This is a genomic window from Paenibacillus gallinarum (genome assembly GCF_014836635.1).
GTDB lineage: Bacteria > Bacillota > Bacilli > Paenibacillales > Paenibacillaceae > Paenibacillus > Paenibacillus gallinarum.
The window spans coordinates 135,276-157,968 of sequence record NZ_JACSQL010000006.1 but is presented as its reverse complement, the minus strand read 5'-3'; the positions used below and the strand labels follow the sequence as shown (position 1 = coordinate 157,968).

At 34.5% G+C, this 22,693-nt stretch carries 27 protein-coding genes and 1 pseudogene; all 28 read right to left on the bottom strand.

Annotated features, from left to right (window positions below):
• Nucleotides 1–38 precede the first annotated feature (38 nt).
• The gene (locus tag H9647_RS14545) at nt 39–683 is read right to left on the bottom strand and encodes a dienelactone hydrolase family protein (protein ID WP_191801134.1); all 645 of its coding nucleotides are present in this window, start codon (nt 681–683) and stop codon (nt 39–41) included.
• Nucleotides 684–898: 215 nt separating this feature from the next.
• Nucleotides 899–1,795, bottom strand: a complete 897-nt coding sequence (locus tag H9647_RS14540) for a serine hydrolase domain-containing protein (RefSeq protein ID WP_225229301.1) — start codon at nt 1,793–1,795, stop codon at nt 899–901.
• A gap of 408 nt (nt 1,796–2,203) precedes the next feature.
• A complete protein-coding gene (locus tag H9647_RS14535) occupies nt 2,204–2,416 on the bottom strand; it encodes a DUF3006 domain-containing protein (protein WP_191801131.1) in 213 nt (70 codons plus the stop codon).
• Nucleotides 2,417–2,431: 15 nt separating this feature from the next.
• Nucleotides 2,432–3,772, bottom strand: a complete 1,341-nt coding sequence (locus H9647_RS14530) for an MBL fold metallo-hydrolase (RefSeq protein WP_191801129.1) — start codon at nt 3,770–3,772, stop codon at nt 2,432–2,434.
• Nucleotides 3,773–4,364: 592 nt separating this feature from the next.
• A complete protein-coding gene (locus H9647_RS14525; RefSeq protein WP_191801127.1) occupies nt 4,365–4,868 on the bottom strand; it encodes a GNAT family N-acetyltransferase in 504 nt (167 codons plus the stop codon).
• Nucleotides 4,869–5,284: 416 nt separating this feature from the next.
• Nucleotides 5,285–6,316, bottom strand: coding sequence for an NADP-dependent oxidoreductase (locus tag H9647_RS14520; protein WP_191801125.1), 1,032 nt, complete (start codon nt 6,314–6,316; stop codon nt 5,285–5,287).
• A gap of 295 nt (nt 6,317–6,611) precedes the next feature.
• Nucleotides 6,612–7,124, bottom strand: coding sequence for a hypothetical protein (locus H9647_RS14515; protein ID WP_191801122.1), 513 nt, complete (start codon nt 7,122–7,124; stop codon nt 6,612–6,614).
• Nucleotides 7,121–7,576 carry a YrvL family regulatory protein gene (locus H9647_RS14510; protein ID WP_191801120.1) on the bottom strand — a complete coding sequence of 152 codons (456 nt, stop codon included), beginning with the start codon at nt 7,574–7,576 and terminating at the stop codon, nt 7,121–7,123. Before H9647_RS14510 ends, H9647_RS14515 begins: the two co-directional genes overlap by 4 nt.
• 180 nt (nt 7,577–7,756) lie before the next feature.
• Nucleotides 7,757–7,930: a hypothetical protein gene (locus H9647_RS14505; protein WP_191801118.1), complete on the bottom strand. Its 174-nt coding sequence runs from the start codon at nt 7,928–7,930 to the stop codon at nt 7,757–7,759.
• Nucleotides 7,931–8,255: 325 nt separating this feature from the next.
• On the bottom strand, nt 8,256–9,257 hold the full coding sequence (locus H9647_RS26180) for a protoglobin domain-containing protein (RefSeq protein WP_191801116.1): 1,002 nt from the start codon (nt 9,255–9,257) through the stop codon (nt 8,256–8,258).
• Between the two features lie 271 nt (nt 9,258–9,528).
• Nucleotides 9,529–10,059 carry an AAA family ATPase gene (locus H9647_RS14495; RefSeq protein WP_191801114.1) on the bottom strand — a complete coding sequence of 177 codons (531 nt, stop codon included), beginning with the start codon at nt 10,057–10,059 and terminating at the stop codon, nt 9,529–9,531.
• Between the two features lie 56 nt (nt 10,060–10,115).
• Nucleotides 10,116–10,538 (bottom strand): WapI family immunity protein, encoded by a 423-nt coding sequence (locus tag H9647_RS14490; protein ID WP_191801112.1) that lies wholly within the window; start codon nt 10,536–10,538, stop codon nt 10,116–10,118.
• A gap of 183 nt (nt 10,539–10,721) precedes the next feature.
• Nucleotides 10,722–11,135: a 3-hydroxyacyl-ACP dehydratase FabZ family protein gene (locus H9647_RS14485; protein WP_191801380.1), complete on the bottom strand. Its 414-nt coding sequence runs from the start codon at nt 11,133–11,135 to the stop codon at nt 10,722–10,724.
• Between the two features lie 43 nt (nt 11,136–11,178).
• Nucleotides 11,179–11,667, bottom strand: a complete 489-nt coding sequence (locus H9647_RS14480) for a GNAT family N-acetyltransferase (protein ID WP_191801110.1) — start codon at nt 11,665–11,667, stop codon at nt 11,179–11,181.
• Nucleotides 11,668–11,781: 114 nt separating this feature from the next.
• Nucleotides 11,782–12,840, bottom strand: coding sequence for an alpha/beta hydrolase (locus tag H9647_RS14475; protein WP_191801108.1), 1,059 nt, complete (start codon nt 12,838–12,840; stop codon nt 11,782–11,784).
• A gap of 86 nt (nt 12,841–12,926) precedes the next feature.
• Nucleotides 12,927–13,466: a DUF4865 family protein gene (locus H9647_RS14470; protein WP_191801106.1), complete on the bottom strand. Its 540-nt coding sequence runs from the start codon at nt 13,464–13,466 to the stop codon at nt 12,927–12,929.
• A 157-nt stretch (nt 13,467–13,623) separates the two neighbouring features.
• Entirely contained in the window at nt 13,624–14,085 is a 462-nt protein-coding gene (locus tag H9647_RS14465; protein WP_191801104.1) for a GNAT family N-acetyltransferase, read from the bottom strand.
• A gap of 19 nt (nt 14,086–14,104) precedes the next feature.
• The gene (locus H9647_RS14460; RefSeq protein WP_318245313.1) at nt 14,105–14,536 is read right to left on the bottom strand and encodes an HIT family protein; all 432 of its coding nucleotides are present in this window, start codon (nt 14,534–14,536) and stop codon (nt 14,105–14,107) included.
• A gap of 50 nt (nt 14,537–14,586) precedes the next feature.
• Complete coding sequence (locus tag H9647_RS14455; RefSeq protein ID WP_191801102.1) at nt 14,587–15,477, bottom strand: GNAT family N-acetyltransferase; 891 nt, start codon at nt 15,475–15,477, stop codon at nt 14,587–14,589.
• A gap of 47 nt (nt 15,478–15,524) precedes the next feature.
• The gene (locus H9647_RS14450) at nt 15,525–16,142 is read right to left on the bottom strand and encodes a nucleotidyltransferase domain-containing protein (protein ID WP_191801100.1); all 618 of its coding nucleotides are present in this window, start codon (nt 16,140–16,142) and stop codon (nt 15,525–15,527) included.
• 219 nt (nt 16,143–16,361) lie between these two features.
• Nucleotides 16,362–16,742 (bottom strand): NUDIX domain-containing protein, encoded by a 381-nt coding sequence (locus H9647_RS14445; RefSeq protein WP_191801098.1) that lies wholly within the window; start codon nt 16,740–16,742, stop codon nt 16,362–16,364.
• Nucleotides 16,743–16,802: 60 nt separating this feature from the next.
• Nucleotides 16,803–17,678, bottom strand: coding sequence for an alpha/beta fold hydrolase (locus tag H9647_RS14440; RefSeq protein WP_191801096.1), 876 nt, complete (start codon nt 17,676–17,678; stop codon nt 16,803–16,805).
• Between the two features lie 223 nt (nt 17,679–17,901).
• Nucleotides 17,902–18,255 carry a VOC family protein gene (locus H9647_RS14435; protein WP_191801094.1) on the bottom strand — a complete coding sequence of 118 codons (354 nt, stop codon included), beginning with the start codon at nt 18,253–18,255 and terminating at the stop codon, nt 17,902–17,904.
• 241 nt (nt 18,256–18,496) lie between these two features.
• Entirely contained in the window at nt 18,497–19,282 is a 786-nt protein-coding gene (locus tag H9647_RS14430) for a class I SAM-dependent methyltransferase (RefSeq protein WP_225229299.1), read from the bottom strand.
• A gap of 196 nt (nt 19,283–19,478) precedes the next feature.
• Nucleotides 19,479–20,014, bottom strand: a pseudogene (locus H9647_RS14425) (AAA family ATPase).
• A 176-nt stretch (nt 20,015–20,190) separates the two neighbouring features.
• Nucleotides 20,191–20,676, bottom strand: coding sequence for a GNAT family N-acetyltransferase (locus H9647_RS14420; protein ID WP_191801090.1), 486 nt, complete (start codon nt 20,674–20,676; stop codon nt 20,191–20,193).
• A 125-nt stretch (nt 20,677–20,801) separates the two neighbouring features.
• Nucleotides 20,802–21,368 (bottom strand): histidine phosphatase family protein, encoded by a 567-nt coding sequence (locus H9647_RS14415; protein WP_191801088.1) that lies wholly within the window; start codon nt 21,366–21,368, stop codon nt 20,802–20,804.
• 370 nt (nt 21,369–21,738) lie between these two features.
• Nucleotides 21,739–22,491 carry a class I SAM-dependent methyltransferase gene (locus H9647_RS14410; RefSeq protein WP_191801086.1) on the bottom strand — a complete coding sequence of 251 codons (753 nt, stop codon included), beginning with the start codon at nt 22,489–22,491 and terminating at the stop codon, nt 21,739–21,741.
• Nucleotides 22,492–22,693: the final 202 nt, after the last annotated feature.

The following is a 22,693-nucleotide window of genomic DNA, read 5'->3' as shown; positions in this document are numbered from 1 at the left end:
TATCACTCCCTCTTTCTCCAATGATATTTATGATTTCGTTATATGTATTCTCTTACTAGACTTACTTTCTTAACAGGATTCCCTTTATCTATTTGCATTTGCTTAAGAAATTCTATACTAATTTCAACACAATTCTTAAACTCTTTGGAATCATAAGTTCTGTAGAATGGATTCATAAAACCATGCTCAGCTTCAATAATCTTTATCAGCGTATTCTTCTTTTTCTTCAGATCCATTTCTAAATCCATTACATTAAATGACCTTTCTCTGTTGGCAAAGAACAATAAGGTAGGACATCTAGGCTCTATCTCTTTACGATTTCTAATTCTCGATCCGTAATATCCGATGACTCCGTTAATATCATATTCACTACACATCCAAGCGATTGTTGCACCAATACTAAATCCAATGATAAATATCTGATCATACTCCGCTTTATTTGTCTTTATTATTTCCTCTACTTCTCTTAATGATTTCTCGAATCCAATCTCGTTCATAAAATATTGATAAGCAATATCCTCATGATCATAAGAAAATGAATCCCTATGAATTAGGTTTGGAATGTGTACATCAAAACCTCCATTTATTAATATCTCACTAAAAAAATTGATATGATCGTTAACTCCATAAATCTCATGAAGCACAATGACTAAAGCTCTGCTTGACGAGGTTTCTTTGCTCATTGTTTTTTCACATCTTTCTCAAGGTTTTGAAAAGGGTTTCAATAAAGTATAGTTAAAACTGTTTATTCATTGTTATATGAATCAGTAAACATATGTTACTATGACAAAGATTCTATGAAAAGGTAATATATAAATATATTAGACTTTTATTTATCGTCCGCACAAAATTTCATATATTCTCCTTCCTAGATTGACTCAGATTGTTTCTAAATAATCTAGTTTATGCTTTGAAGGCAATTATAAAAGATTTCATTAAACGAATTCTGATCTTGAGTGTAGTTTTCTGTATATTTATTTAACATCCGAACTGCTACCGCATTAAACTCTGGCACAATTACACAGTGGCAACCTGCTGCACCTGATGCATAATAGCACTGATCTTGATAGTACCATCCAAAAATCCGGTTCTTGTCTCCAGTATCCATTCGCATCTGTTCAATGAGTGTAAATACGGTGGCAGGTACTAATTGACTGGAATTTATAAAGCCTTTATTAAGGTGCAAATTCCCCCAATGTGCCAGGTCTCTCGCACTAGAATACAGATTTCTTTCATGACCTTCATTTGACTCAATTCTAACGGATGCATAGCCATCTACAGCTTGAAAATCACAAACTAATTTTTCTTTAGGAATCGAAACCCATTCCGTATTAGTTAACTCGGCTGGTCTACATATTCGTTCTGTAATTAGTTCTGCAATATTAGATCCTGTTAGTTCTTTTATTAAGTCACACGCTACTTTCTCTCGTTCAATGCGATGCGATCCAAAATATTTGGCACCTGATTTTGTTGCTAAATCTCTTATTGTGATGTTCCCCAACTCGTATTCAGTCATGTTTATAAGAACGTCAGAAACTTTGCTGTCTATAGACAATTCACTTTCTACAACAGCTATTGCTGTAGCAAGTCCGACGTACGTCTTCCTTAGGGAATACAAGTTAAACATAGAATCCGTTGTTACCACGAGAGCTCCATTTTTAAAATGATGTTTTCCGGTATACCACTCAGTTATAATTTTGTTGTCCTGGATAATCACAACAGATGCTGCTGAAGACCCAAACCTTGCTTTTGCTTCTTCTGTATAAGAAATTAAAGGTGAAAACTTGTTATCCATTAGTGCTGCGATGGTATTCGACCTCCAATTATTGTTTTATTTCTATATGGGACAATCCAGGTGCATAACTCCGAATCGTGAAGATCAAGTTAGACGATGTCATACTCATATACTTTTCTAAATCAAAAACTCCGTCCTGAATTAGGTTTTGTCTTCTGCTCTAATCAATCATTCTCCAGCGTGTCCTCTTTCTAATGAGATCGAATAAGATAAGGACTCGAGTATCGTAAACTGGCACATCATGTCTCTAGGCACTTATAAATATTTTACTACAGTTTGACATTTTAACAATATTTGGTTTTACTCAAATCTTATTTTAAAACATAATTTCTTTACAGATAACATTGAAAACAAATAACCCGACTTCTAAATGAAATCGGGTTAGTATTTCTAATTATAAATATTTGTTTAATCTTCCCAAACATCGTCCATAAGCATCTTTATTTGCTTCTCTCGTTGCTTTGTTTCAGTAGGGTTAGGTTTCCATACTCCTTCTACCAAAGTAACTACATCCCCCACTTTTACAAAAGCATCAACAATTGACATAGAAACATCATGTGTCTGTCCATCTATCTCAATTACCGCGTAATCACCTTCAAACCGATCAACGATACCTTTCATGTAAAGACCTCCTATCTATCTCTCACAAGCTATACCATCTTTATCTCTATCAAGCTTTGTACTATATCCTGGGTCACCTTTGTATAACGGATCTTTACCAGCCGCTCTTACTGCGTCACAATTTTTATAGTAAACACTTGTATTCGATTCTGTTTTTGTTTCAGTCTTCGTGTCTGATGATGCTGCAGGTTCCTTTTTAGTTACTGTAGTACTTGTACTTTCACTAGAGGTTTCTTCTTTATTAGTTGTTGCTGTATATTTCCATGCACTTACTGATGGTTTAATGTTCGTCCCATCAGACGTAAAAATAATGGTTCCTTGCAGATCATTACGATATATTTTTATATTTTCACTATTAAGTCTCTTTAAGATATTATCTGTAGGATGACCATAACTATTATTACCCACTTGAATGACAGCATACGTAGGATTAACAGCGTTTAGGAACGTTTGACTAGTCGATGAGTTTGAACCGTGATGACCAACAAGCAAGACATCTGATTTTAGGTTTGCACCGCTATTTATCATATCGCTTTCGCTGCCTGACTCAGCATCTCCTGTGAATAAAAAGGAGTTATTTCTATAGGTAAGTTTAACAACTGCGCTCATTTCATTTTTATCATCATAAGTTTTAACAGGAGCAATCATTTTGATATCAAGCTGATTATCCAAATCAATGTTTATTCCTGCTTTAGCCGTTGTAACTTTTAGGTTCTTATTTTTGATCGAAGTCAGTAAAGATTCATATGTTTTCGTGTTAGAAGATACCCTTGGCATATAAATTTTTCCAATATCAAAGGAATCTACTACTGCATCTAATCCCCCAATATGATCGGCATCTGGATGTGTTCCTATAAGAACATCTACTTTTTTTACTCCCTGTTTATTTAAGTAGCTAACCATACGCTGTTCATCATCGTTATTGCCTCCATCGATAAGCATTGTTTTGCCGCTAGGTGTTTGAATAAGTTGTGATGCTCCTTGTCCAACATCTATATAGTGAACCGTTAGCTTACCATTAGGAGTGGTTGAAGTAGGTTTAACGGCTTGTGTAGGCGTAGTTGTCTCCGTTTTTGTTGTTTCCTTCTTCGCTGTAGTATCTTTCTCTGTTAATGTTGTTAAAGAAGAACTCTGTTCCTTATCGTTGACTGTCTCTTCTTTTTTCTTATCATCATCTTTAACTTGCTCACTATTCTCGTCAATGCTTGTTGGTGTATCAGTTGTCTGTGAAATAGATTCGCTATTATCTACTGGTGGTGTTGTTGATCCACAACCGCTGATAATAAATAGAAAGACAGCACACACAATTAACACATAAAAATTACTCTTCCTAAAAATTGATACAATGTTCCTCATAAAAATCCCCCATACTCTATTGACTTGTTACATTCTGATTATTATATATTTAATTAAAAAAAGTAAGTTAAATATTGACATACCTGTTTGTAATAAGTAGTTATTTTAAAACTTTACATCAAAGAGATATCGATAAATAAAATAGACCCTTCAAAATTTGAAGAGTCTTTTACTAAAGCTTATTATTTACAAGATATAAAATGTATGTATCTTCCACTTTTTTATTGGCTCTCCCAGACAGGCACAGCAGGAGTTGCATATTCATTTACAAAAACACTTTCAGTAATAGCGGTGTTAGTTTGTGTTATAAAAGTGACATTGCATAAAGAAAAAGTGCCTATATCTCGGGGAAAGAGACATAAGCACTAAGTCTGATATTTCATAAATATATGAGTTGTAAATAGTAGACGATCCACTAATAACGATAAAAACAAGAATCATTAATTGTGTATTTTTTTCCATGAACTGCTTGATTGTTCACTATATCAGGAAAATAGTGCTCCATCGTCATTGAAATGAAGGTATAATCCTTCTTTTATCGCAATTCCTAATATGGTGTCAGTCCATGCCGTTTTGAACTACTAGCACTCTATTAAATAGAGATCTCCAATTCATATTTGGTTTGTATTTTACTGTTTCCATCTATTGTTTCCGCCATTTCTTCGACTTCTTTAAATCCTCTTTTCTCATAAAATGCTCTTCCTATATGATTGTCTTTCGCTACCCAAGCAAACAGTTTTTTTATCGGCTTTAAAACCTGAACAAACTCTTGAATGAATCCATTTCCTATTCCTTGTTTATGATATACAGGCCGTACATAGATTCTTAGTAGTTCATATTCTTCTTCATTCACTTGTCTTGTTTGAGCATACCCAACGACTTCATTATTAAATTCAGCTATTAAAAAATTCCGTTTCGCACTTTGAAGATCTCTCTCTACCGATCGACTTAAATTCTCATAAGAATAAGCTTTACTTAGAAAATTATGAATGTAATCTATTGGGTAAATGTCTTGATAAGTAAAAATCCATGTTTCATGAGCAATTGATTGAATATGTGGAATATCGTCATTTGAGACAAATCTAATTGTAAGCATACAGTTATCCTTCTTTCGTTTTATAGTATTTGCACTGCAGCTTCTAGATGATGATCATCGAAGTAAATAGTTGTGTTAGAAACGCTCGTATCTCGGGGGCTGAAACGTTTGTGTCTCTTGGTACTGATAAGTATTTTACTACACTTTAGTCTTTTTACAATATTTGGTTTTTCTGAAATCGCATTTGATACATGTCAAGATATCGATAAATTTTGAATATGTGGAAAGTTACTAGGTATCGATAAATCTATTTTGAATTTTTCATATGTTGAATAAAAGTAAATAGTGTCGTCGTGGGTATTTCACTGTTAAAATTTTGTGCGCGCTAAAAGAAATTCAAACAAAAAGGTCGAATTCCTTAAGAGCTAAGGTATCCGACCTATTTGTTTGGCGATGGTTAATTCAGTGCCTTTTCTTTAAGACTTTGTAATCCCTTCCTTATCATTAATCTGCAGACCAACGATACTTAAGACTACTTTTCCTTTAGATTTTCCAGTTTCCACATAATTCATTGCTTTTGTTGCTTCTTCAAACGCAAATATCTTATCGATCGTTGGTTTAATCTTCCTTGATTCCAAGAGTTCCGTTAATACTTGTAACTGTTGACCGCTATGCTTCATGAATAGAAAAGTGTATTCCACATCGTGCTTTTTTTCTAGACTAGTTAACTTAGCACTAGCTAGTGAGAGTAACATTCTTTTAAACAGTCCCAGTCCCATTTCCTTTGCAAAACGGCTGTTTGGGATACCAGAGATAGAAACAATCTTACCGCCTTTTTTTACAGTTAAAAATGACTTCTCTAATGTTGCTCCCCCAATACTATCAATCACTGCATCATAATTCTTTATAATGTCTTCAAAGTTTTCTGTTTTATAATTAATGACTTCATCTGCACCAAGCGATTTTGCTAAATCGCTCCCCTCACTAGCTGTAGTTGCAACATAGGCCCCCATTGCTTTCGCAAGTTGTATAGTAAATGTCCCTACACCACCAGAGCCCGCATGAATTAAGATCTTTTGGCCGTTTTTAACCTTCAAGATGTCGTGAAGTGCCTGGTAAGAAGTTAAACCAACCAAAGGGATCGACGCAGCTTCTTCAAAGCTAAGATTTTTAGGTTTTAACGCAATGTCTTCTTCGTGAACTGATAGATACTCTGCAAATGTACCGATTTTGTTAGAGCGTGGACGACCATAAACTTCATCGCCTACACTGAATTTTGTTACATCTTTTCCCACTTCCATAATCGTTCCTGCAAAATCGTTTCCTAATGTCAATGGCATATCGTATTGCAGTAGTAACTTCAAATCGCCCTTACGTATTTTTGTATCCAGTGGGTTTACACTCGCTGCATGTATTTTGACTAAAACTTCATTATTTTCTACTTTGGGTACGGGACGATCAATAAAAGTAGGTTCTTTCTTGTATGCTTCTATTACAAATGCTTTCATCACAAAACTCCCTATGATCAAATAGTAGTTCCAGAATTAAATTAAAGTCAAAGATTACTACAGCATAAATTGTAGCCTCTTTAACGATTTTCAAAATTCGGACCCCCTTTTCCAGCGATCTTTTACACTAGTTAAGAATCTCATTTACTGACTGGAACAAGAAAATATTCTATTGGGTAGAATGAGTTTATCTCGATTCTTAATCTAATCCTACAACAGAATTAAAATATTATGAATCATATTCAGTCTCTACAATGCTATCTAAACGAAGGGAAATTACTAATGATATGTATATCTATGATTCCGTTACTAAATCCTCTATTTTTGATGCAAAATTGTTCCAGTTTCTATCATAACCTACATTATACATCCACCCACTAGAGCGTAGCCTCTCGCCTAAATAGATGTAATCTGCACGCTGATTATCGTTCAGGCTAACACCTGATATTTCATCACCATACTTAAACTCATTCAAGTATTCGTACAAACTCCAAAGGAGATCTTCCTTATTATCATCTCCTTCCATTGCATGATTTAAAATAACTGAATCAATGGCATCATCTAATTTCTGTGTAACAAGAGCTTCATTTTCCCAATTATTATCTACCTGGTACTGTATAGTTGTTTCAAGTTGTCCTAAATCTCGGTATATGGCTGAATTTAATAACTCATACTTCAATTCTTGTCTTCTGTTGTCACGCTCTTGATTCTTAAACAAGGCAACATTCCCGAGTAGCGATACGACTAAAATGATTTTGATCCAGTCTGTTTTCTTCATACTTCCTCCATTCTGTAATTCATTGCTCATTTTTCATTAGAATCTATTTCACTTCTCATTTTTTCGATTTCATTACTATCCAGGACTGGCGGCTCCTTTTCACTTTGTTTTATCTTCCTACTGATGATTCCGGTAATTAATGAAAATATAATAGCTCCTTGCCATGTTATCGTTATATCGCTGATTAAGGCATCAAGTAATAGAATTAAAATAAAAGGCAACCCTGTATCCAAAATTAGGGGTAACCATCCTTTGCTTGATTTAATAATACCCACAGATTTTAATGCTTTAGGCAGTGCATCTGTAATCAATGTGAGAGGTATTTCAAGCAGTAGATACAGAATAAAGAATAACACTAAAGCACTAACTGATTTGTACTGCAAACCTAGCAAATGCAACACTAAAAATTCTAATAGGGTTAATCCTACTAAGATAATCAGAACAATAACTAAAGGAATAATTATTCTTTTCATCTTGTTCATTTTTCCCACGTCCTTACCTATCCTTACTTATCCATTAAAATCCCAATGATCATTCCATAGCCGGAAAAAGACTACATATAATATATCAAGCATTGATACAAATGGGAAAAATCAAACAAAAAAGCCGCCTATTGACGACTTTCCACGCCTTATATAACAAGAACTTTATTAATGTAAAGTTTAACCTCCAGATATAAATTGATATGAGCCTACTACAATTAAAAACAGCACGAAAATAATAATACCAATTAGTCCAATTTTAAAAAATCCAGAAAATTTTGATTTATGTTTGAGTTGACTCTCAACATTTTTTAATCGCTCTTTAATCTCTTGAATTTCTTTTTCGTGTTCCATTAATTCATCTCCTTTCGTTCAGAAACATTACCATTTACATCATTTGGGATATTATAACATAATTCATATTAGCTTACTTTTCAATACTCTAAACTACCTATTGGATAAAAAGAAAAAGCAGCCGATCATATTGATCGGTTGCCTTCTTATTGACTTCAGTTAGGTTTTCGTGTCAGTATATCAAGCTTGTTTAAAGCTACCTCTTATTCACCTTTTGTGCCTTTACTGAAAACATCCCACATCTGAGCTATACCCAATTTCAGGATCGGCTTTCTTTATACATTTCACATTACTAAGGTCATGATTTCTTTTATGTATAGTTGGGTTATACTTTCAATTTTTCTAATTCTACGGTTACTTTTTCAATCAACTTTACGTAGGTTGCTAACTCTTGCGAACTTGCCACCTGATTTCTGGAGTACATTGAGTTATGTTCTGAGTCATTTCTTACCTTTGTGAGCGTGGAGTGAATATTGTTCAACCTCTGATCAATAGTTCCTAATGATTCTTTTGAACGGTGAGCTAACTTTCGGACTTCTTTCGCGACAACTTCAAAACCTCGCCCGTGCTCACCTGCTCTTGCCGCTTCAATTGCAGCATTTAATCCTAAGAGATTCGTCTGATCTGCTACTTCCCTCATCATCGTACCCACTTGATGAATGGATTCGACCTCACTGTTCAAAGAAAGTATATTCTGGTGCGTGTTCTCTTGATAATCCACATTCTTATTTGCTGAATTCTCTACCGATTCACTGCTATCTTTTAGTTGTACCATTAAAGAAACCAATTCTTGAACTGCTGAACTCACTCCGGTAAGCAAATGATTCTGCTTCTCCAACAAGATTTCTATTTTAGCTTTTTCATCTGTTTCGTATGCTTCTAGGACTAATTGTGAATCTAGATTAAACATCTTGGTTAGTGAATGAATGACACTTCTCCACTCAACCGGTAAAACTCGTTCAAAATGAGCTGTCGCGAGATCAAGATATAAAATGTAAGTTCCCAAATACCAATTCGTTGTTAAACCGATACGTGAATGAACCTTTCCAATAAACAAACGTTTCTCGATAAACTCCTCATCAATTACGCCGGATGTCATAGAAAGAAAATACCATCTTTGTGTTTCTTTTAAGCGTTCCAATGTACTGTTTTTCTCGATAATAGCGAGAAGCTCTGGCTCAGATGTCACTTGTTCATATACTTCATCAACAAGTGTATTGACGATCTGTTTAAACTCTTTTTCCTTGCTTTTTAATAAATTCAAATCAGCATCGGTAATACCGATATAACTGATTTGTTTTTCTCGCTCTGATCCAAGGCTAATCATAATTTAGTTAAATATCCTCTCATTGTTTAATAGTTTTTCGAGCAGATATCATTTTATAAAAAATTCCAGCAAAAAGATAGATCTAGTTTGAAAAATCACGAAACATAATTGTTATCAGCATGCTTTAACTTCAAATCGCAAAATCATATATACCAGCCCGGTTTAAACCTACAAACCGCAAGTGAAATAGATTATTTTTTCATGAATATCTTCGTGGTTACCTTACATACAAAATCAATCCTATGTTATCCGTTGGAGCCCCTTTCTCAAATTATCTAAGGAGATATTTATCATCCTGCAAAATCCCTTCTATAATTTCAGATAATTTCTCTATTTTACATTCGTGTGTATAGAGTTTATTAGTATCCAATAATTCAGAATCATTCTCAAACTCATCTAAAAGAATCAAACTACGCTCTCCCATTCGCTCTTCTTCAGGTCTTAACTGATCCCTAAGAATTATTGTTTCTTTATCTACTAAAAGTACAACATAAACAATTTTGACATCTCTATTATTCAATTCTTCTGCAAGCCATTTTACTTCTTTAGGAAATGATACGTAATCAATCACAACATCGTATTCATAATCTAATAAATTCATAGTTATGTTTAATATATTCTTCCATGTTAAATCTAGAGTTCTTTTGTCAAGCCATGGTTTCCCACGTCCATTAACTGGAAGATGACTTATAACATCTCCAGATATATATGAACTTCTAGCCAACGTTTCCACAAGTCTTCGAGATGTTGTAGATTTACCAACCCCGGCCGGTCCAGAGATTATATACACTGTATTTTTCATTATTTTCCCTCTTTATTATATTTTTGAGTTCTGTTGTATCATGTTTTGGTATATTCTCATTCGAAATTGTCCCTATCAGACTGAAAAGTGAATGAGCAGCCAATCGTCATTTGATCCGATTCAAAGTAGAACATTAATTCATTATCAATTGCTGGGTATTCTTTATATGTACCTTCAATTACCACTCTTCCTCTACTCTCTATTGTAATACTCATTTCAAAATCAACTTCACTACTAGCTAGTTTTGCTACTCCACAACAATTGTCATAGATTTCTTCGAGTTGATTCCTAAACATTAATATTTCTCCCGTGGAAATCCATAAGGAACCGGAGGCAGAGTAACTTCCGCTCTTTATTATTATTGAACCTTCTGCATTATAGCCACCTGAATAACAGATGCTATCCGGAAATTCATGCATTTTATTTAATTGTATACTCAGGTGCTGGTTATTCTCACCATAAATTCTGAATCCGTTCATTCAATGCTTCCTTTCACTTGAAGTAAAGTTTTAACTCGGTTTAATTATAACGTTCTTGAATCTTTGAACGCCCCACCTTAGATAACTCTTATCTAGAGTAGGGGCGTTTATTATTGTGTGGGATGCTTTCATTATTATAGTTCTAACAACCATAGGGCATAGACCTGCTGCATTAATACATTGTTATGAGATGTTATTATCCGCTTGTATATAAATCATAATTTCTTCGGCCTTGATAATTACTTGATCTCCGACAGTTGCCTCTCCTCTACCCAAAACAAACCCTTTTCTACTCTTTACAACTTCATAATACAATTCAATTCTATCCCCTGGATAAGCATCACCTAAGAACTCTATACCGTTCAAAGATGAAAGAAAGCCCAAATTTTTCTCTCTACTTGTTAAGGCAAATGCTCCTAATTGCGCTAATGCCTCCACAATCATCATGCTTGGCATACGATTACTTGGTTCAGTAATAAACCATTCGTTCCCAGTCACATTCTTATATCCTTTAACCCATTTTTTCTGCTCTATCTCTAAAATTCGATCTATCATTAAAAATGGATATCGATGTGGAATTACGCTTTGAATATCGATCATCTGTATGCTCCTTTACATGTTATTTGCTTCGTTCTTTGTACTATAGCTCTAAAACCATAGTAATTGATGTATCCACCATTCCAACTTCTTTAAACCCGAATCGTTGATATAACTTCATTGCTGCCATATTATCTGGGGCTACACTTAATGATACTTTCTTTATTCCCTTCTCCTTTAGCACGTCAATCAACATTTGTAACAGCGCTCTTCCAATTCCTATTCCTCTATATTCCTCTTTCAAAGCTATACCTAGCTCTGGTACATCATTACCTACAAATCCAAACCCTTTATTATCTTCGTTAAAAAATCGAGCAGTGATCGATCCTAAAGACAATCCTTCGTCATTTACTGCAATGTATCCTAGATCTCCTTCTCTACCCCAATCTTCCACATACTTAGATAGGAAAGGTTCCTTAATCACATTTCTACTAAAAGGTTCTTTTCCTTTCGGAACATATAAAGATTCATACAACATATCCCATAAAAAAGGAACATCTTGCTCAGTTATAGGTCTGATTGAATATCTCATTTATTTCTCCTTTGAATTGTATTCTTTATTGAATCCGTTTTCAAAATGCTATCTATCTACTTCTCCTTCTATGGCATTCTGTTATCTGATGTTGACGTCCTCTCGAATTACCTCTTAAATAACTTGTCCATTACTATCTATTTCATCAATTCCATCTCTAAGCTTATTTTTCATCAATTCATTGAATCTATATTCTTTATTCATTAAATACTCCTCAAAAAAAGCAGAAATATAGTCATTAACAATAGAATGCTTTAGCTTTATCCCATCTTCCTTATAATGTATCGGGACATCGCTAAATGTCATATGATGAGCACCGTGTAGCTTAATATATGAACTATTTGTATAACTAGAATTATATAAAGCGTTATACCCATTCAATAACATAAGTAATAGCTCTTGAGAAATTTCATTTTTCAATTCTTCAATCGAGCATTTCTCTTGTCGAACTACCAATAATGAAACTGGCGCTGTTTCATCTTTATTTTCAGTTATTAAATGGAAACTCGGATCTAATAGAACACCAGCTTTCACTTTTCTTTCACTTTTCAGTATGTCATAAGCAGCAGCCCCACCTAATGAATGACCGATGATGCCCATTTCATCCACATCAACTATGGCCATAAGGTCTTTAACAGAACTCAGGGCTTCTTCTACATTATTCAAAACATATTTAAGATCTTCAAATCTAAGTTTCAATAATTGTTTCCATAAATTTATATCTAAATCGTCAATATCGGATATTTCTTTTGATTGCTGAATAAAGCGACCTTCAGGAAAAATTGAAAATATAGATTCATGAGTGGCACCTACCGTAATAACAACAAAGCCGCACCTCACTAAATGTTCCACGCAAAATGAGTACATATCTCTAACTACACCGAAAGCAGGGGCAATAAAAATAATAGGACAATTCCTAACCGTTGTATTAATACTTGCATTATTATATATTCCTGTATTGAGATTATTAATATGTTCCTTATTAACTCCCATACTACAGAGCATGTCAGCGGCTAAAGGAATACAAGGTTCAAAAAGTGTAGTGTACGTCGGTCTATTTCCAAATGCTTCTGAAGGATAATATATACTAATGATGACCTCTCTAGTTTGTTTACTTATTGAGTCGATCCGTGATATATCATTAAAAACAAAGACCTTTCTTCCAACTGTCATCCCTTTCACCCTTATTACATATTTTCGTCACTTTCGGATAACGTTCTTATATCCACGATCCTAGTGGTTTATAAAGCGGAAAGATTTTATCTAGAGACATGCAGCACGGTATACACTACTCCATTTAAATCGGCAAATTTATCAACGTCTTCATTAAAATAAAACACACTATATTCCCATTTATCTGGGTTATATATTATTGTATACTCTGTTTGATCTAACATAGGAATCTCATTTAGAATTTTATCTGTTAAGTTATTCAAACTTTCTTGTGGCTGTATTGTTCTCGAAATTTCAAATACGTATTTACTCTCTTTAATTTTATCAGTAGTATTGTCGATCAAAGGGATTCCTACATTGACATGTTGCCATCCAAACGATTTTAGTATGTTGTCATAATAACCGTTAAACAGGAATTTATTTAATCCGCTGCTATTCTTCCAAAGATAGAGTGGGCAATAACTATTTTGTAAACATTTGTTGTTTCCTATTTCTGTTATAAGATATAGTTTTGACTTTAAATCCTCAAAACCATCTGTCTTATAACCATTATTTTGTACTCTATCTCTGATTATCCTCATATCATAATCGCTTGGTAATGTGATCTTATATTGCATTGCTATCATCCTACTTCATCCTCTCAGAATTGTTTTCAGGGCCTTCACTATGTTATACAACGTCACAGATTCCGTAGCGATCGATGAGCAGTTTTGACGACGCAAGAATGTAATGTTAGCTCAAGTCAACGACCTCTTAAAGTAACTAATGCAAGTTCTTTATAGTTTATTTTAACTTTAGTTTATATATAATCTCGCCATCTTGGTTCTCTATATTTTGATTAACAAATCCTAATTTCTCATAAAGTTTTCTGGCATGATTATTACTTATTTCGATTGTTAGAGAGATTTCTTCGCATTGTCTGTGCGTTTCCTGAATGAATTCTACTATTTTTTGAAGAGATGGTGTTCCTAATCCTCTTCCTTGATATTCCTTGTCTATTTGAAATCCACCGATCCAGTAATTATTCGTACTATTAGGTGTATAGGAAAGATAGAAAAATCCGATTGATTTATCATCCTTGCACAAAATATATGGATCAAACGCCTCATCCCAGGGTTTTATATATGCCCACGCTAAAGATTCAATAACAGAAGGTACAAGTTTCTCTTGTGATTTGAGTAAAGATATCGAATAAGCTTCTTCCCAGTTATTCTTACCAATTGGTTCTATGCGGATGAGATTCATTTTTTAATTCCTTTCGATTTTACATACTAATTGTATTTAATTTATCAACTATGCTTGCCTTTACTTGGTCCAATGGAGTTTGAGACTTATTTATTGGTTCTACCCATCCAAATCCATCATTCGTGTATCTTGGAAATACATGCATGTGATAATGATCTAAATCGTTAAATTCCCCGCAATTTTGAATGGTCGATATTCCATCTGGTTGATAAATTTCTTTTAAAGCTTTCGATATTATTACTGCTGCGTTCATGATTGAACTAATAGTTGCCTTATCGATTTCTTCGAGATCTTTATAATGTCTCTTTGGTAAGATCAACGTATGTCCTTCGTTCAATGGGTCAATGTCCAAAATACATGTAATTAAATCATCTTCATAGACAACATTTGCTTCCATTACATTATTTGCAAGTTTGCATCCAAGACAACACATCATTGATCTCCCTTCCACTTAAAACGCTTTCTTTGGAATACTTATGCGAATTCAATTTATTTACACTACTAGCTCAACAAGTGGCTTGGAGGTCTGCTTAATCGTGTGTCGGGTCTATAATATTTTGTTACCCAATGGTTTAATGATTTTTCTCTAAAACCAAGACTTTCATATAATTTTTTCGCAGGATTACCTTTAACCACCCAAAGCTTCACACTTTTCGCGCCGCGACGCTTGATTTCGTTTACAAGAAAAGATACAAAAGCCCTACCATATCCACGCCCTTGAAGATCAGGACGAACGGAGACATGACTCAGTTCATTGCCGTCAATTATCCCGACTGCTACAATTTCATCGTCCACCAACATAACGAATCTATTCGTTCTGTCTTCCGCAAAACGCTGACGCTCCCTTTCATTTGGAGGATAATAATAGGACGGAAGCATATTTATATGTTCATGCATTTTATAAAAAGCTAATTCGCTAATATTATGACATGTAATGTAGTCCTCTTCTTCATAGTGTCTGATAAAAGCTTGACTTTCGGTGAGGAGTTCTCCCTCTAGTTCCATGATATAAGATGAATAACTTATGTAATAACCATTTTTATAAATAAATTGCAGCGAAGAACGATCACCATCCATACATACTCCAATGGAACGCTCTACTTCCTCATTTTTTGAAAGCAATTGGTTCGCTCTCTTCATAAGTTCACTGCCAATACCCATTCTTCTATATTCATTCCTGATAAAGATCGTCGTCACAGTTTGTCTTCTAAAAGGACCGAATGAAAGAAAACCTACAGTTACACCTTTGTAACGCGCAACATGTATATTCCTCTGAAAATCCCCTTCATTAGCTCTAAAAATTTCGTCATACTGTTCATTTCCATACAACATAGCTTTTATCAAAGTTCTGTCCCTCTCAGGATTGTAGAGTTCAATTACCAAATCTTCCACCTAAGTTCTCCCCTTCAACATTTATGCTGATAACTGATATGCTGAATTCAGTTCTTAACAATATAATCAATTAAGATTTCGATGTCTTTGTTGCTAGCGTTTCTATGTAATGCATTAGAAAACAGTGTATACGCTATTTGGTCGTGTTCTTGTAACCATTGAATTGATTTCTTAGGGCCAAAATACCATCTGTTTTGTAACTTGAAATATATTTCAAGGCTGTCCTTCAGCAACCAATGTAATCTATAATTCCCCTCAGAATCTCCTCTAAGAGAGCGGTTTAGCATTTTATCTAACCAATTTTTTAAGAATTCGATTTCATCAGTTCTTATTGGCTCAGGTCCTTTCATGTAGAGTAGTTCAATTTCCCCTAATAATTTCCTACCTAGTCCTCTTTCATCTATTAAAAGAATTCCATTTCTAATATGCAAAAATTGCTCCGAGTGATTCACTTCCTCAGTATTGTAAATCCATGTATCTAATTGTTTATTAAGAATATAGGAATTATCATTCTTGTTTTCTACTCCATCATAAAAACAAACCAAATCAACATCACTTTCATCATTATAGTTTTCAGTAGCATACGACCCATACAAGATAACTGTATGGCATTGATATTTAGATATTAAGTACTCTTTAATTTCTAAAAGAAGCTTATCTTTCATAGTGGTCTCCTGCTCTCTTTGTAAAATCTGAGGTTCTTGGTTCAATTAAGAAACGTTAGTTCGTAGCGGAAATCATCTTTTTAGATTTTTTAGTTTTATCACTGGTTTCAGATTTGACTATTACTCCTTGCTACCCATGGGTAAAGCCCGAAGTGTAAATACGGGGTTATGTAATAGACTGACCATCTTTGAATCAATATAAAAAAAGATAAAATCAAACTACCTATATACTCCAGTTCTCTTATTAATAAAATCATTGAATACATCATTATGTTGTTGATTAAATAGTTCTGGCACTTCATCTTTATTAAGAAATCTAAGTTCTATGCTTTCTTCATTTTCATTAATTATTTCTCCGCCACAAATACTCCCTTTATAGAAAAATGCAATTGTTTGCGCACGATCTCCGTTGGGATATTCATCAAAGTACTTAGTATAGATGCCAATGAGTTCTTCGATATTAATTTTTAATCCTGTCTCTTCTTCTACTTCTCTTTTTGCCGTTTCATCTGCAGATTCACCAATCTCCATAGCCCCAGCAAAATTAAGAATTATCATCTCGCTACCAACCTTACTTCTAATCCACTTTATATAATCCATTGTTTTCCCCTTTTCTATGAAGCTCAAATATCTTAAAGATTCGAATATACTAATGATCTCTTATAATAAAAACTCAATAATTTCTTTGTTAATAATATCTGATTGCTCATGGTTTATTGCATGACCTGCATCCTTAATGATTTTATAATTTATCTTGTTATCCTGTAATCTCTTGATCGCTTTAGAATGATTGGACAATCTGTCAAATTGACCAATCAGAAATATTACCCTGTCATTTAATATTGTTAATTCGGAGTCCTTATGTATTTGAATTTTATGTTGCATCATTGATCTATTATTGAAATATTTCAATAAATAGTACCAATGCTTCATCAATATTTCATTCACTTCCAATCTTGAATAGTATGGGCCGCTCAATTTCTTCAATAACTTTCTACAATTTTTCTCTGTGGGAAACAATGCTTCAGGTAAAAAGGCTGCCATCATTCTTGACATTACCTCGAATTGACTTGAAGGGATTCCTCCTGCCAAACAAACAATTTTATGTACTCTTGACGGTCTCTCCAGAGCATAGTAATAAGATAAGTATGCTCCGTAAGAAACTCCACATATATTGATCTGCTGAATACCTAATCCAGCTAAAATCTCGTCGATCCAGGTTATCTGGTCAAAATATTTATAATAATGTGCATTGGGTTCACTTTTTCCTGAACCTCCAATGGCATCAACTGCGAGTACATAGAACCGCTCAGATAACTCCTTAATGTTGTAAACCCACATCATGGCTGAATTGTCAGCAGTACCATGAAAAAGTAATAATGGTGGATTTTGAGGGTCACCAGCTACAATGATATGAGTTTGCCCATATGAGGTCACTATATCTTTCTCTTCAAAATCGGTTTTCCAAGACTTTAACAATGTATTGTATGAATCATAGATTAATTGCCTCCCCGAAGTACTCTTATATCTCTTCATCGTTCGCATCCCCTTATATTTAATGATTTGCGACAATATCTTATAAGTTGCCTCGTATTTACGAACCTCCCAAGTAGGTTGTCTGCAGCACCAGCTTCTTTGATATTTCGTCAGCAGACCGTGGGTTGCCAGAAAAGATGTGTTAAAACGCTGTTATCAGATATTAATATTTTCTTCAAGTTTCTCTATTCATTTATTAACTGTGATGCTAGGTTGCAATCTATCATTTACAAACCATTAATAAATTTCCATCAGGATCTTTAAAGTTAAACCAATGGCCGTTTTCTATTTCTGTTACAAACTCAACTTTGCGTTCTCTCAAGAATTGGTAAGCTTTTTGTATGTCGTTAGTATTAAAATGGAAAGCAGGGTTTCTATAGATAGAATCTTCATTGTATATTTGGCTGTCAAGAACAAGGTTCAATCCATTATTATCGAAGGGTATACAACAAAGATGACCTGCGATTATTTCATAATTAGATTCAAGATTAAGTATGGAACAATACCATTCTCGTGCACTTATGATATTACTTACAGGAATAAATATTGCTCCGGCCTTACTTAAGATAATACTCATATCTTCACTCTCCTCAATAACTTATGCATTAGTTAAATAGAAGGTTTGTTTTATTTTCCGTCTTCGCACTGATATTTTATAACATTCCGTATTCACGACGGAGAGTGAACGAATTCGGGTATGCCGTTCTCTGCTCCCCCGTTAACTCTCTGACAAACCAATGTCATGAATGTATTGTTATTTGATGCCAACCTTCCCTAAGCCACTAACCAACTCACTCTAGGGCCACTTTTTCAATATTTTATAGTTTTCTTGCTTTGATAACGAAGGTTACAGGAAACATCTTCGCTCTTTTTACTAAATCATTATTTTCATCGTGCAATTGTATTATTTCATTGTCAGTTTCTTCAATCATTTGTTCAATAACAAAACCTGCTTTTGACAACGCATTTATATAGGTTGATAGTTTACGATCAGATAAGGTTAACGCGCCTTGACAAGAATCAGGAGATACCGAATACCAAGATTCATCGAAATAGCTTTTGTTAAAAACAAATCTATTATTTTCTTCCACAACACATTTGTGTATGGGATGAGACCAACTGAAAATAAATATGCCATCTTTTTTTAAATAAGAAGCGATCCGGAGAAAAGTACCCTCAAGATCGGTTGTCCAGCCGATCGCGTAAATCGAATAAACAAAGTCAAAATAATCCACGGGTATGTTACATTCTTCTTCCATGGGAGAACAGATTAATTTTGCTGAAAGACCGCACGTCGTCAAATGTTGCTTTGCCTTTTCAATTTGTTTTTCTGATATATCCATTCCCCATAGTTCAGATGGTTTGCGTTCCCCATGATATTGCAAAGAATGACCATTACCACAGCCTATCTCTAACATCTTTTTTCCTGATACATCGCCAAAAAGTTGACATTGTTCTTCTGAGACAAATGCTCCATAAAAAGGAAGTACAATTGCTCTTAAAAAATCATTTCCTTTTGTATCCCAATAGGAGCTGTTTGTTTCATAAACACTATACTTATTCATCCCGATAGACTCCTCTAATATATTTTGTTCGTTGCTCATTTGTTTACCCTATTAATCATTTAGGAGGTTAGTTGAATTTCCTGAAATAAAGTGAACAAACCCCCTTAGGTCCCTCTAATCTTAGGAAAATCGAGGTATCTGCTAATTTTCGCTTCACTGATATGCCTCGGACAAACTGGAACATGTTGTTACAGGATGTCATCGTCTTCATCTATTCCGCTAACTTCAATCAGTACTACGTATTATTTAAATATTCTAAAACAATGTTCACTCTCTCACTAATAGAGTTATTACCTTCTATCCTTAGAATAGGGCAAGTCAAATCAGACAACCACTGTTCATGTAATACCTTACTTCTTACCTCTAATCCGCCATCATCGTATAATGAGGCCCACTCCATAAAAGTCTTCGATTGTTCATACATACTTCCTCCAGGTAAGATATCTTCACCATATCTGAGAAATTCTCTTTCCATTAGTCTTTGAAGTCTAATCTCTTTAGGCACATAGAGAAAAACGACTAAATCAAAATTTGATGTTAATGCATTACCCCAACACATATCGCACCTGATAATATCCATTGATTATACTCAGATAGATCTTTAGTTAGTAAGTGTAGTCTTTCCAATGGTTTTCTTTGTTCAGTAAATTTCTTGATCCAGAAATAGTCATCACCATCAAAGTTGACATGTGGAAGCCGCTCTGATAATTCTTGTCCTAATGTTGATGCTCCAGAACCAGAAGCACCAAAAATATGTATACGATTCTTCATGTAGTACTCATCCCTCCAATCACTTAAACTCGCTGGATTATGCACTAGTTTCACTTCTCGTATTTCTTCTCTTGCGAACCAAAGGGACCCCAGCGTAGATAAGAACGCCCCATTGAAATACCTTCACAGTTAATGTTCCTATTCCTTTTAATCAGTTTATTCCTTCTTTGAATAGACTAACCAACATGGTTAGTAAACTCTTGAGCAGGTCCCTTATTATCTTTTCTTCTTGTTTCTATAAATTGTTTACTCGTATAACGACTCACAACTTTCTTCCAGAAAATCTGTGCTGGTATATTCCAATCAAATTCACTCACTCTCCAATGTCCTTTGAATGAATCAAATGTCATAAATGCTGCCTGCTGCCCGATCTTCATCGCCCGGTATTTTCGAAGTATAAAGAAATGATTTAAATAATATAATTTTTCTTCTTCTAACCTCTTAATGATTACGAATCCAGCCAATGCTCGATCTGATCGGATAAAATACATATGGTAATTCGGGTCACTATACCAATCCATAAAATTAAATGTAACTTGGAATAGTCCATCTTCCCCGATGTCAGTATTATTAAACTCAGTTAGATCATATGCAGCTAGTACAAACAAATTCTTTAATGAGATCAATTGACCTTCCGAAACTCTCTCAAGCGATATATCCATTTCATCATTTCCTTTTATACTTTTGATATGTATGTATTTCTGTATGTATTTCCACTTCAGGAAGATTATCAATTAAGCTTACTGAAGATTTTCGACGCAGTCCTCTTGGATAAACCTTATAGAATCTAATCATTCCACATTCTTATTACTTCTTCTAATTCTAAGTCCTCAAATTGCATTTTATAGATATCTGGTTTCTTTAATTGATTCAAAAACGCCAAGCCAAAAGTTGGATCAAAATGATTCATCATCAAAGTCATTACAAGACCATGCGTCCCGATTGCTATTTTCTTCCCTCTGTGTTCTTTTAATAAGGATTCTAGAACGGAGATTGCTCTTTTCTGACAATCAGCATTAGACTCTCCACCCGGCAAAGTATAATCAGGATCATTGAAACTCTCTCTGATACTAGACATTAACTCTGCATTTTCAATAATGTAAGATGCAAAATGACGTTCTCTAAGATCTTCGAATACTTTAATATCTAACTTTAAGTGCTCTGCCAATCCCTCAACACTAAGAATTGCTCGAGTAAAAGGACTTGATATAATCACGTCTATTCCTTCACCTATAAGTAACTTCGTTACTTTTTCAATATCAATCTTTCCTTTCGGAGTAAGCCCTCTTGTTCTTTCATTTCCTTCATTATATGGTGATTCTCCATGCCTAATCATATAGATAATTGTCTTCATACAGGCCTCCTTTAAAAGCTTTTATTAAATGTCAAACTTTGATTTCACATAACGTTTTCGTATCCTGGACTAGAAAGGCTTGAGTGTCATTGGATCTCCTTATACTTGTCATAATTTCAGATAACGTTGTTGTATCTACGAACCCTTACTGCCTTAAGGGAGCGACAGCGACCGCGGTTGGGTGAATGGATGTGTCCGCCGGAATTCGCTCCCTCGACTTACCTCCTAGCGACCCAGGGGCGTAAGCCACGAAGCGTAAAAACATTGTTATAGGATGTCAGCCACTTCTTTAAAATCCTTATTGGCAATCATGCAGTGTCAGTAATGATATCGAAATTTCATTGTTATACGAACATATAACTCTAGATACTTATAATGTTTTAGAAGCAATTACAGCATAGATTCCTGGAATTCTATCTTCTATTCCTTCTGGTAGATCCTTAAAAATCCATCGCTGCATCTCTCCAGATTCCTCATGTAAAGCCTTGATTGTCAATCCTGCATTTACAATCGTGGTTATTACTTCTCCAAGTATCCAGCGCCTTAGCTTCATCTCTTCTCCGACCACATCTTGTTCAAAATAATTACCACTAGCAATGTATTGCCCGTCTACTTCTTTTAGCAATTTCCAAAGTACCGGGTGATATTCTCTAAGTACAAACCTACCGCCCTTGCACAACAATCTATTTACTATCTTGAATAATTCTTCAATATTATAGATGTAATGGAGTACACCCATTTCTATAAAAATAAGATCAAACTCTCCAAGTTCTTCAACTTTTAGATCCATTACATCGGAAACTATATAGTTTATTTCAACGTTACAAGCACTTGCCAAGTCCATACCAAATCTTGCGTTTTCTGGTGCGATATCAACAACCTTAACTTCTTTAGCGCCCATCAATCCTATCGATATTGCTTTTGTCCCATTTGATCCGAGAAGATTTAGTACACGTTTTCCTCTGACATCACCAATATAGTCAGCTAAAATCTTTATTCTCTTCTTTGGATCATCCATAATTCTTTTGGCTTCTTGCTCAATGGAACCAAATCGATTTATCCAAGCTTGATATCGCTCATGATTCCATTGTTCTCGATTTATAGCACTCATTTCTTTTTGCATCCTGTTACCTCCCACTCACTTCAGTATTTTGTATAACGCTGTACTTTCTGACTTTCAAGCGAAGTGATCCAGGGTAAATGCCCGGAATGCGAACCAATTGTTACCTGAAGTATCTGAATTACTTTTAAATACTTGTTTCCTTTATGTTAGTTGAAGTCTAAGGTTTGTTCTTGTTCCCTTGTTATCATTTGGATTTGATTCA

Coding starts and splice junctions, on each gene's coding strand:
- H9647_RS14545 (WP_191801134.1), bottom strand. CDS start 683: ATGAGCAAAGAAACCTCGTCAAGCAGAGCTTTAGTCATTGTGCTTCAT.
- H9647_RS14540 (WP_225229301.1), bottom strand. CDS start 1,795: ATGGATAACAAGTTTTCACCTTTAATTTCTTATACAGAAGAAGCAAAA.
- H9647_RS14535 (WP_191801131.1), bottom strand. CDS start 2,416: ATGAAAGGTATCGTTGATCGGTTTGAAGGTGATTACGCGGTAATTGAG.
- H9647_RS14530 (WP_191801129.1), bottom strand. CDS start 3,772: ATGAGGAACATTGTATCAATTTTTAGGAAGAGTAATTTTTATGTGTTA.
- H9647_RS14525 (WP_191801127.1), bottom strand. CDS start 4,868: ATGCTTACAATTAGATTTGTCTCAAATGACGATATTCCACATATTCAA.
- H9647_RS14520 (WP_191801125.1), bottom strand. CDS start 6,316: ATGAAAGCATTTGTAATAGAAGCATACAAGAAAGAACCTACTTTTATT.
- H9647_RS14515 (WP_191801122.1), bottom strand. CDS start 7,124: ATGAGCAATGAATTACAGAATGGAGGAAGTATGAAGAAAACAGACTGG.
- H9647_RS14510 (WP_191801120.1), bottom strand. CDS start 7,576: ATGAACAAGATGAAAAGAATAATTATTCCTTTAGTTATTGTTCTGATT.
- H9647_RS14505 (WP_191801118.1), bottom strand. CDS start 7,930: ATGGAACACGAAAAAGAAATTCAAGAGATTAAAGAGCGATTAAAAAAT.
- H9647_RS26180 (WP_191801116.1), bottom strand. CDS start 9,257: ATGATTAGCCTTGGATCAGAGCGAGAAAAACAAATCAGTTATATCGGT.
- H9647_RS14495 (WP_191801114.1), bottom strand. CDS start 10,059: ATGAAAAATACAGTGTATATAATCTCTGGACCGGCCGGGGTTGGTAAA.
- H9647_RS14490 (WP_191801112.1), bottom strand. CDS start 10,538: ATGAACGGATTCAGAATTTATGGTGAGAATAACCAGCACCTGAGTATA.
- H9647_RS14480 (WP_191801110.1), bottom strand. CDS start 11,667: ATGAGATATTCAATCAGACCTATAACTGAGCAAGATGTTCCTTTTTTA.
- H9647_RS14475 (WP_191801108.1), bottom strand. CDS start 12,840: ATGACAGTTGGAAGAAAGGTCTTTGTTTTTAATGATATATCACGGATC.
- H9647_RS14470 (WP_191801106.1), bottom strand. CDS start 13,466: ATGATAGCAATGCAATATAAGATCACATTACCAAGCGATTATGATATG.
- H9647_RS14465 (WP_191801104.1), bottom strand. CDS start 14,085: ATGAATCTCATCCGCATAGAACCAATTGGTAAGAATAACTGGGAAGAA.
- H9647_RS14450 (WP_191801100.1), bottom strand. CDS start 16,142: ATGAAAGATAAGCTTCTTTTAGAAATTAAAGAGTACTTAATATCTAAA.
- H9647_RS14445 (WP_191801098.1), bottom strand. CDS start 16,742: ATGGATTATATAAAGTGGATTAGAAGTAAGGTTGGTAGCGAGATGATA.
- H9647_RS14440 (WP_191801096.1), bottom strand. CDS start 17,678: ATGAAGAGATATAAGAGTACTTCGGGGAGGCAATTAATCTATGATTCA.
- H9647_RS14435 (WP_191801094.1), bottom strand. CDS start 18,255: ATGAGTATTATCTTAAGTAAGGCCGGAGCAATATTTATTCCTGTAAGT.
- H9647_RS14430 (WP_225229299.1), bottom strand. CDS start 19,282: ATGAGCAACGAACAAAATATATTAGAGGAGTCTATCGGGATGAATAAG.
- H9647_RS14420 (WP_191801090.1), bottom strand. CDS start 20,676: ATGGATATATCGCTTGAGAGAGTTTCGGAAGGTCAATTGATCTCATTA.
- H9647_RS14415 (WP_191801088.1), bottom strand. CDS start 21,368: ATGAAGACAATTATCTATATGATTAGGCATGGAGAATCACCATATAAT.
- H9647_RS14410 (WP_191801086.1), bottom strand. CDS start 22,491: ATGCAAAAAGAAATGAGTGCTATAAATCGAGAACAATGGAATCATGAG.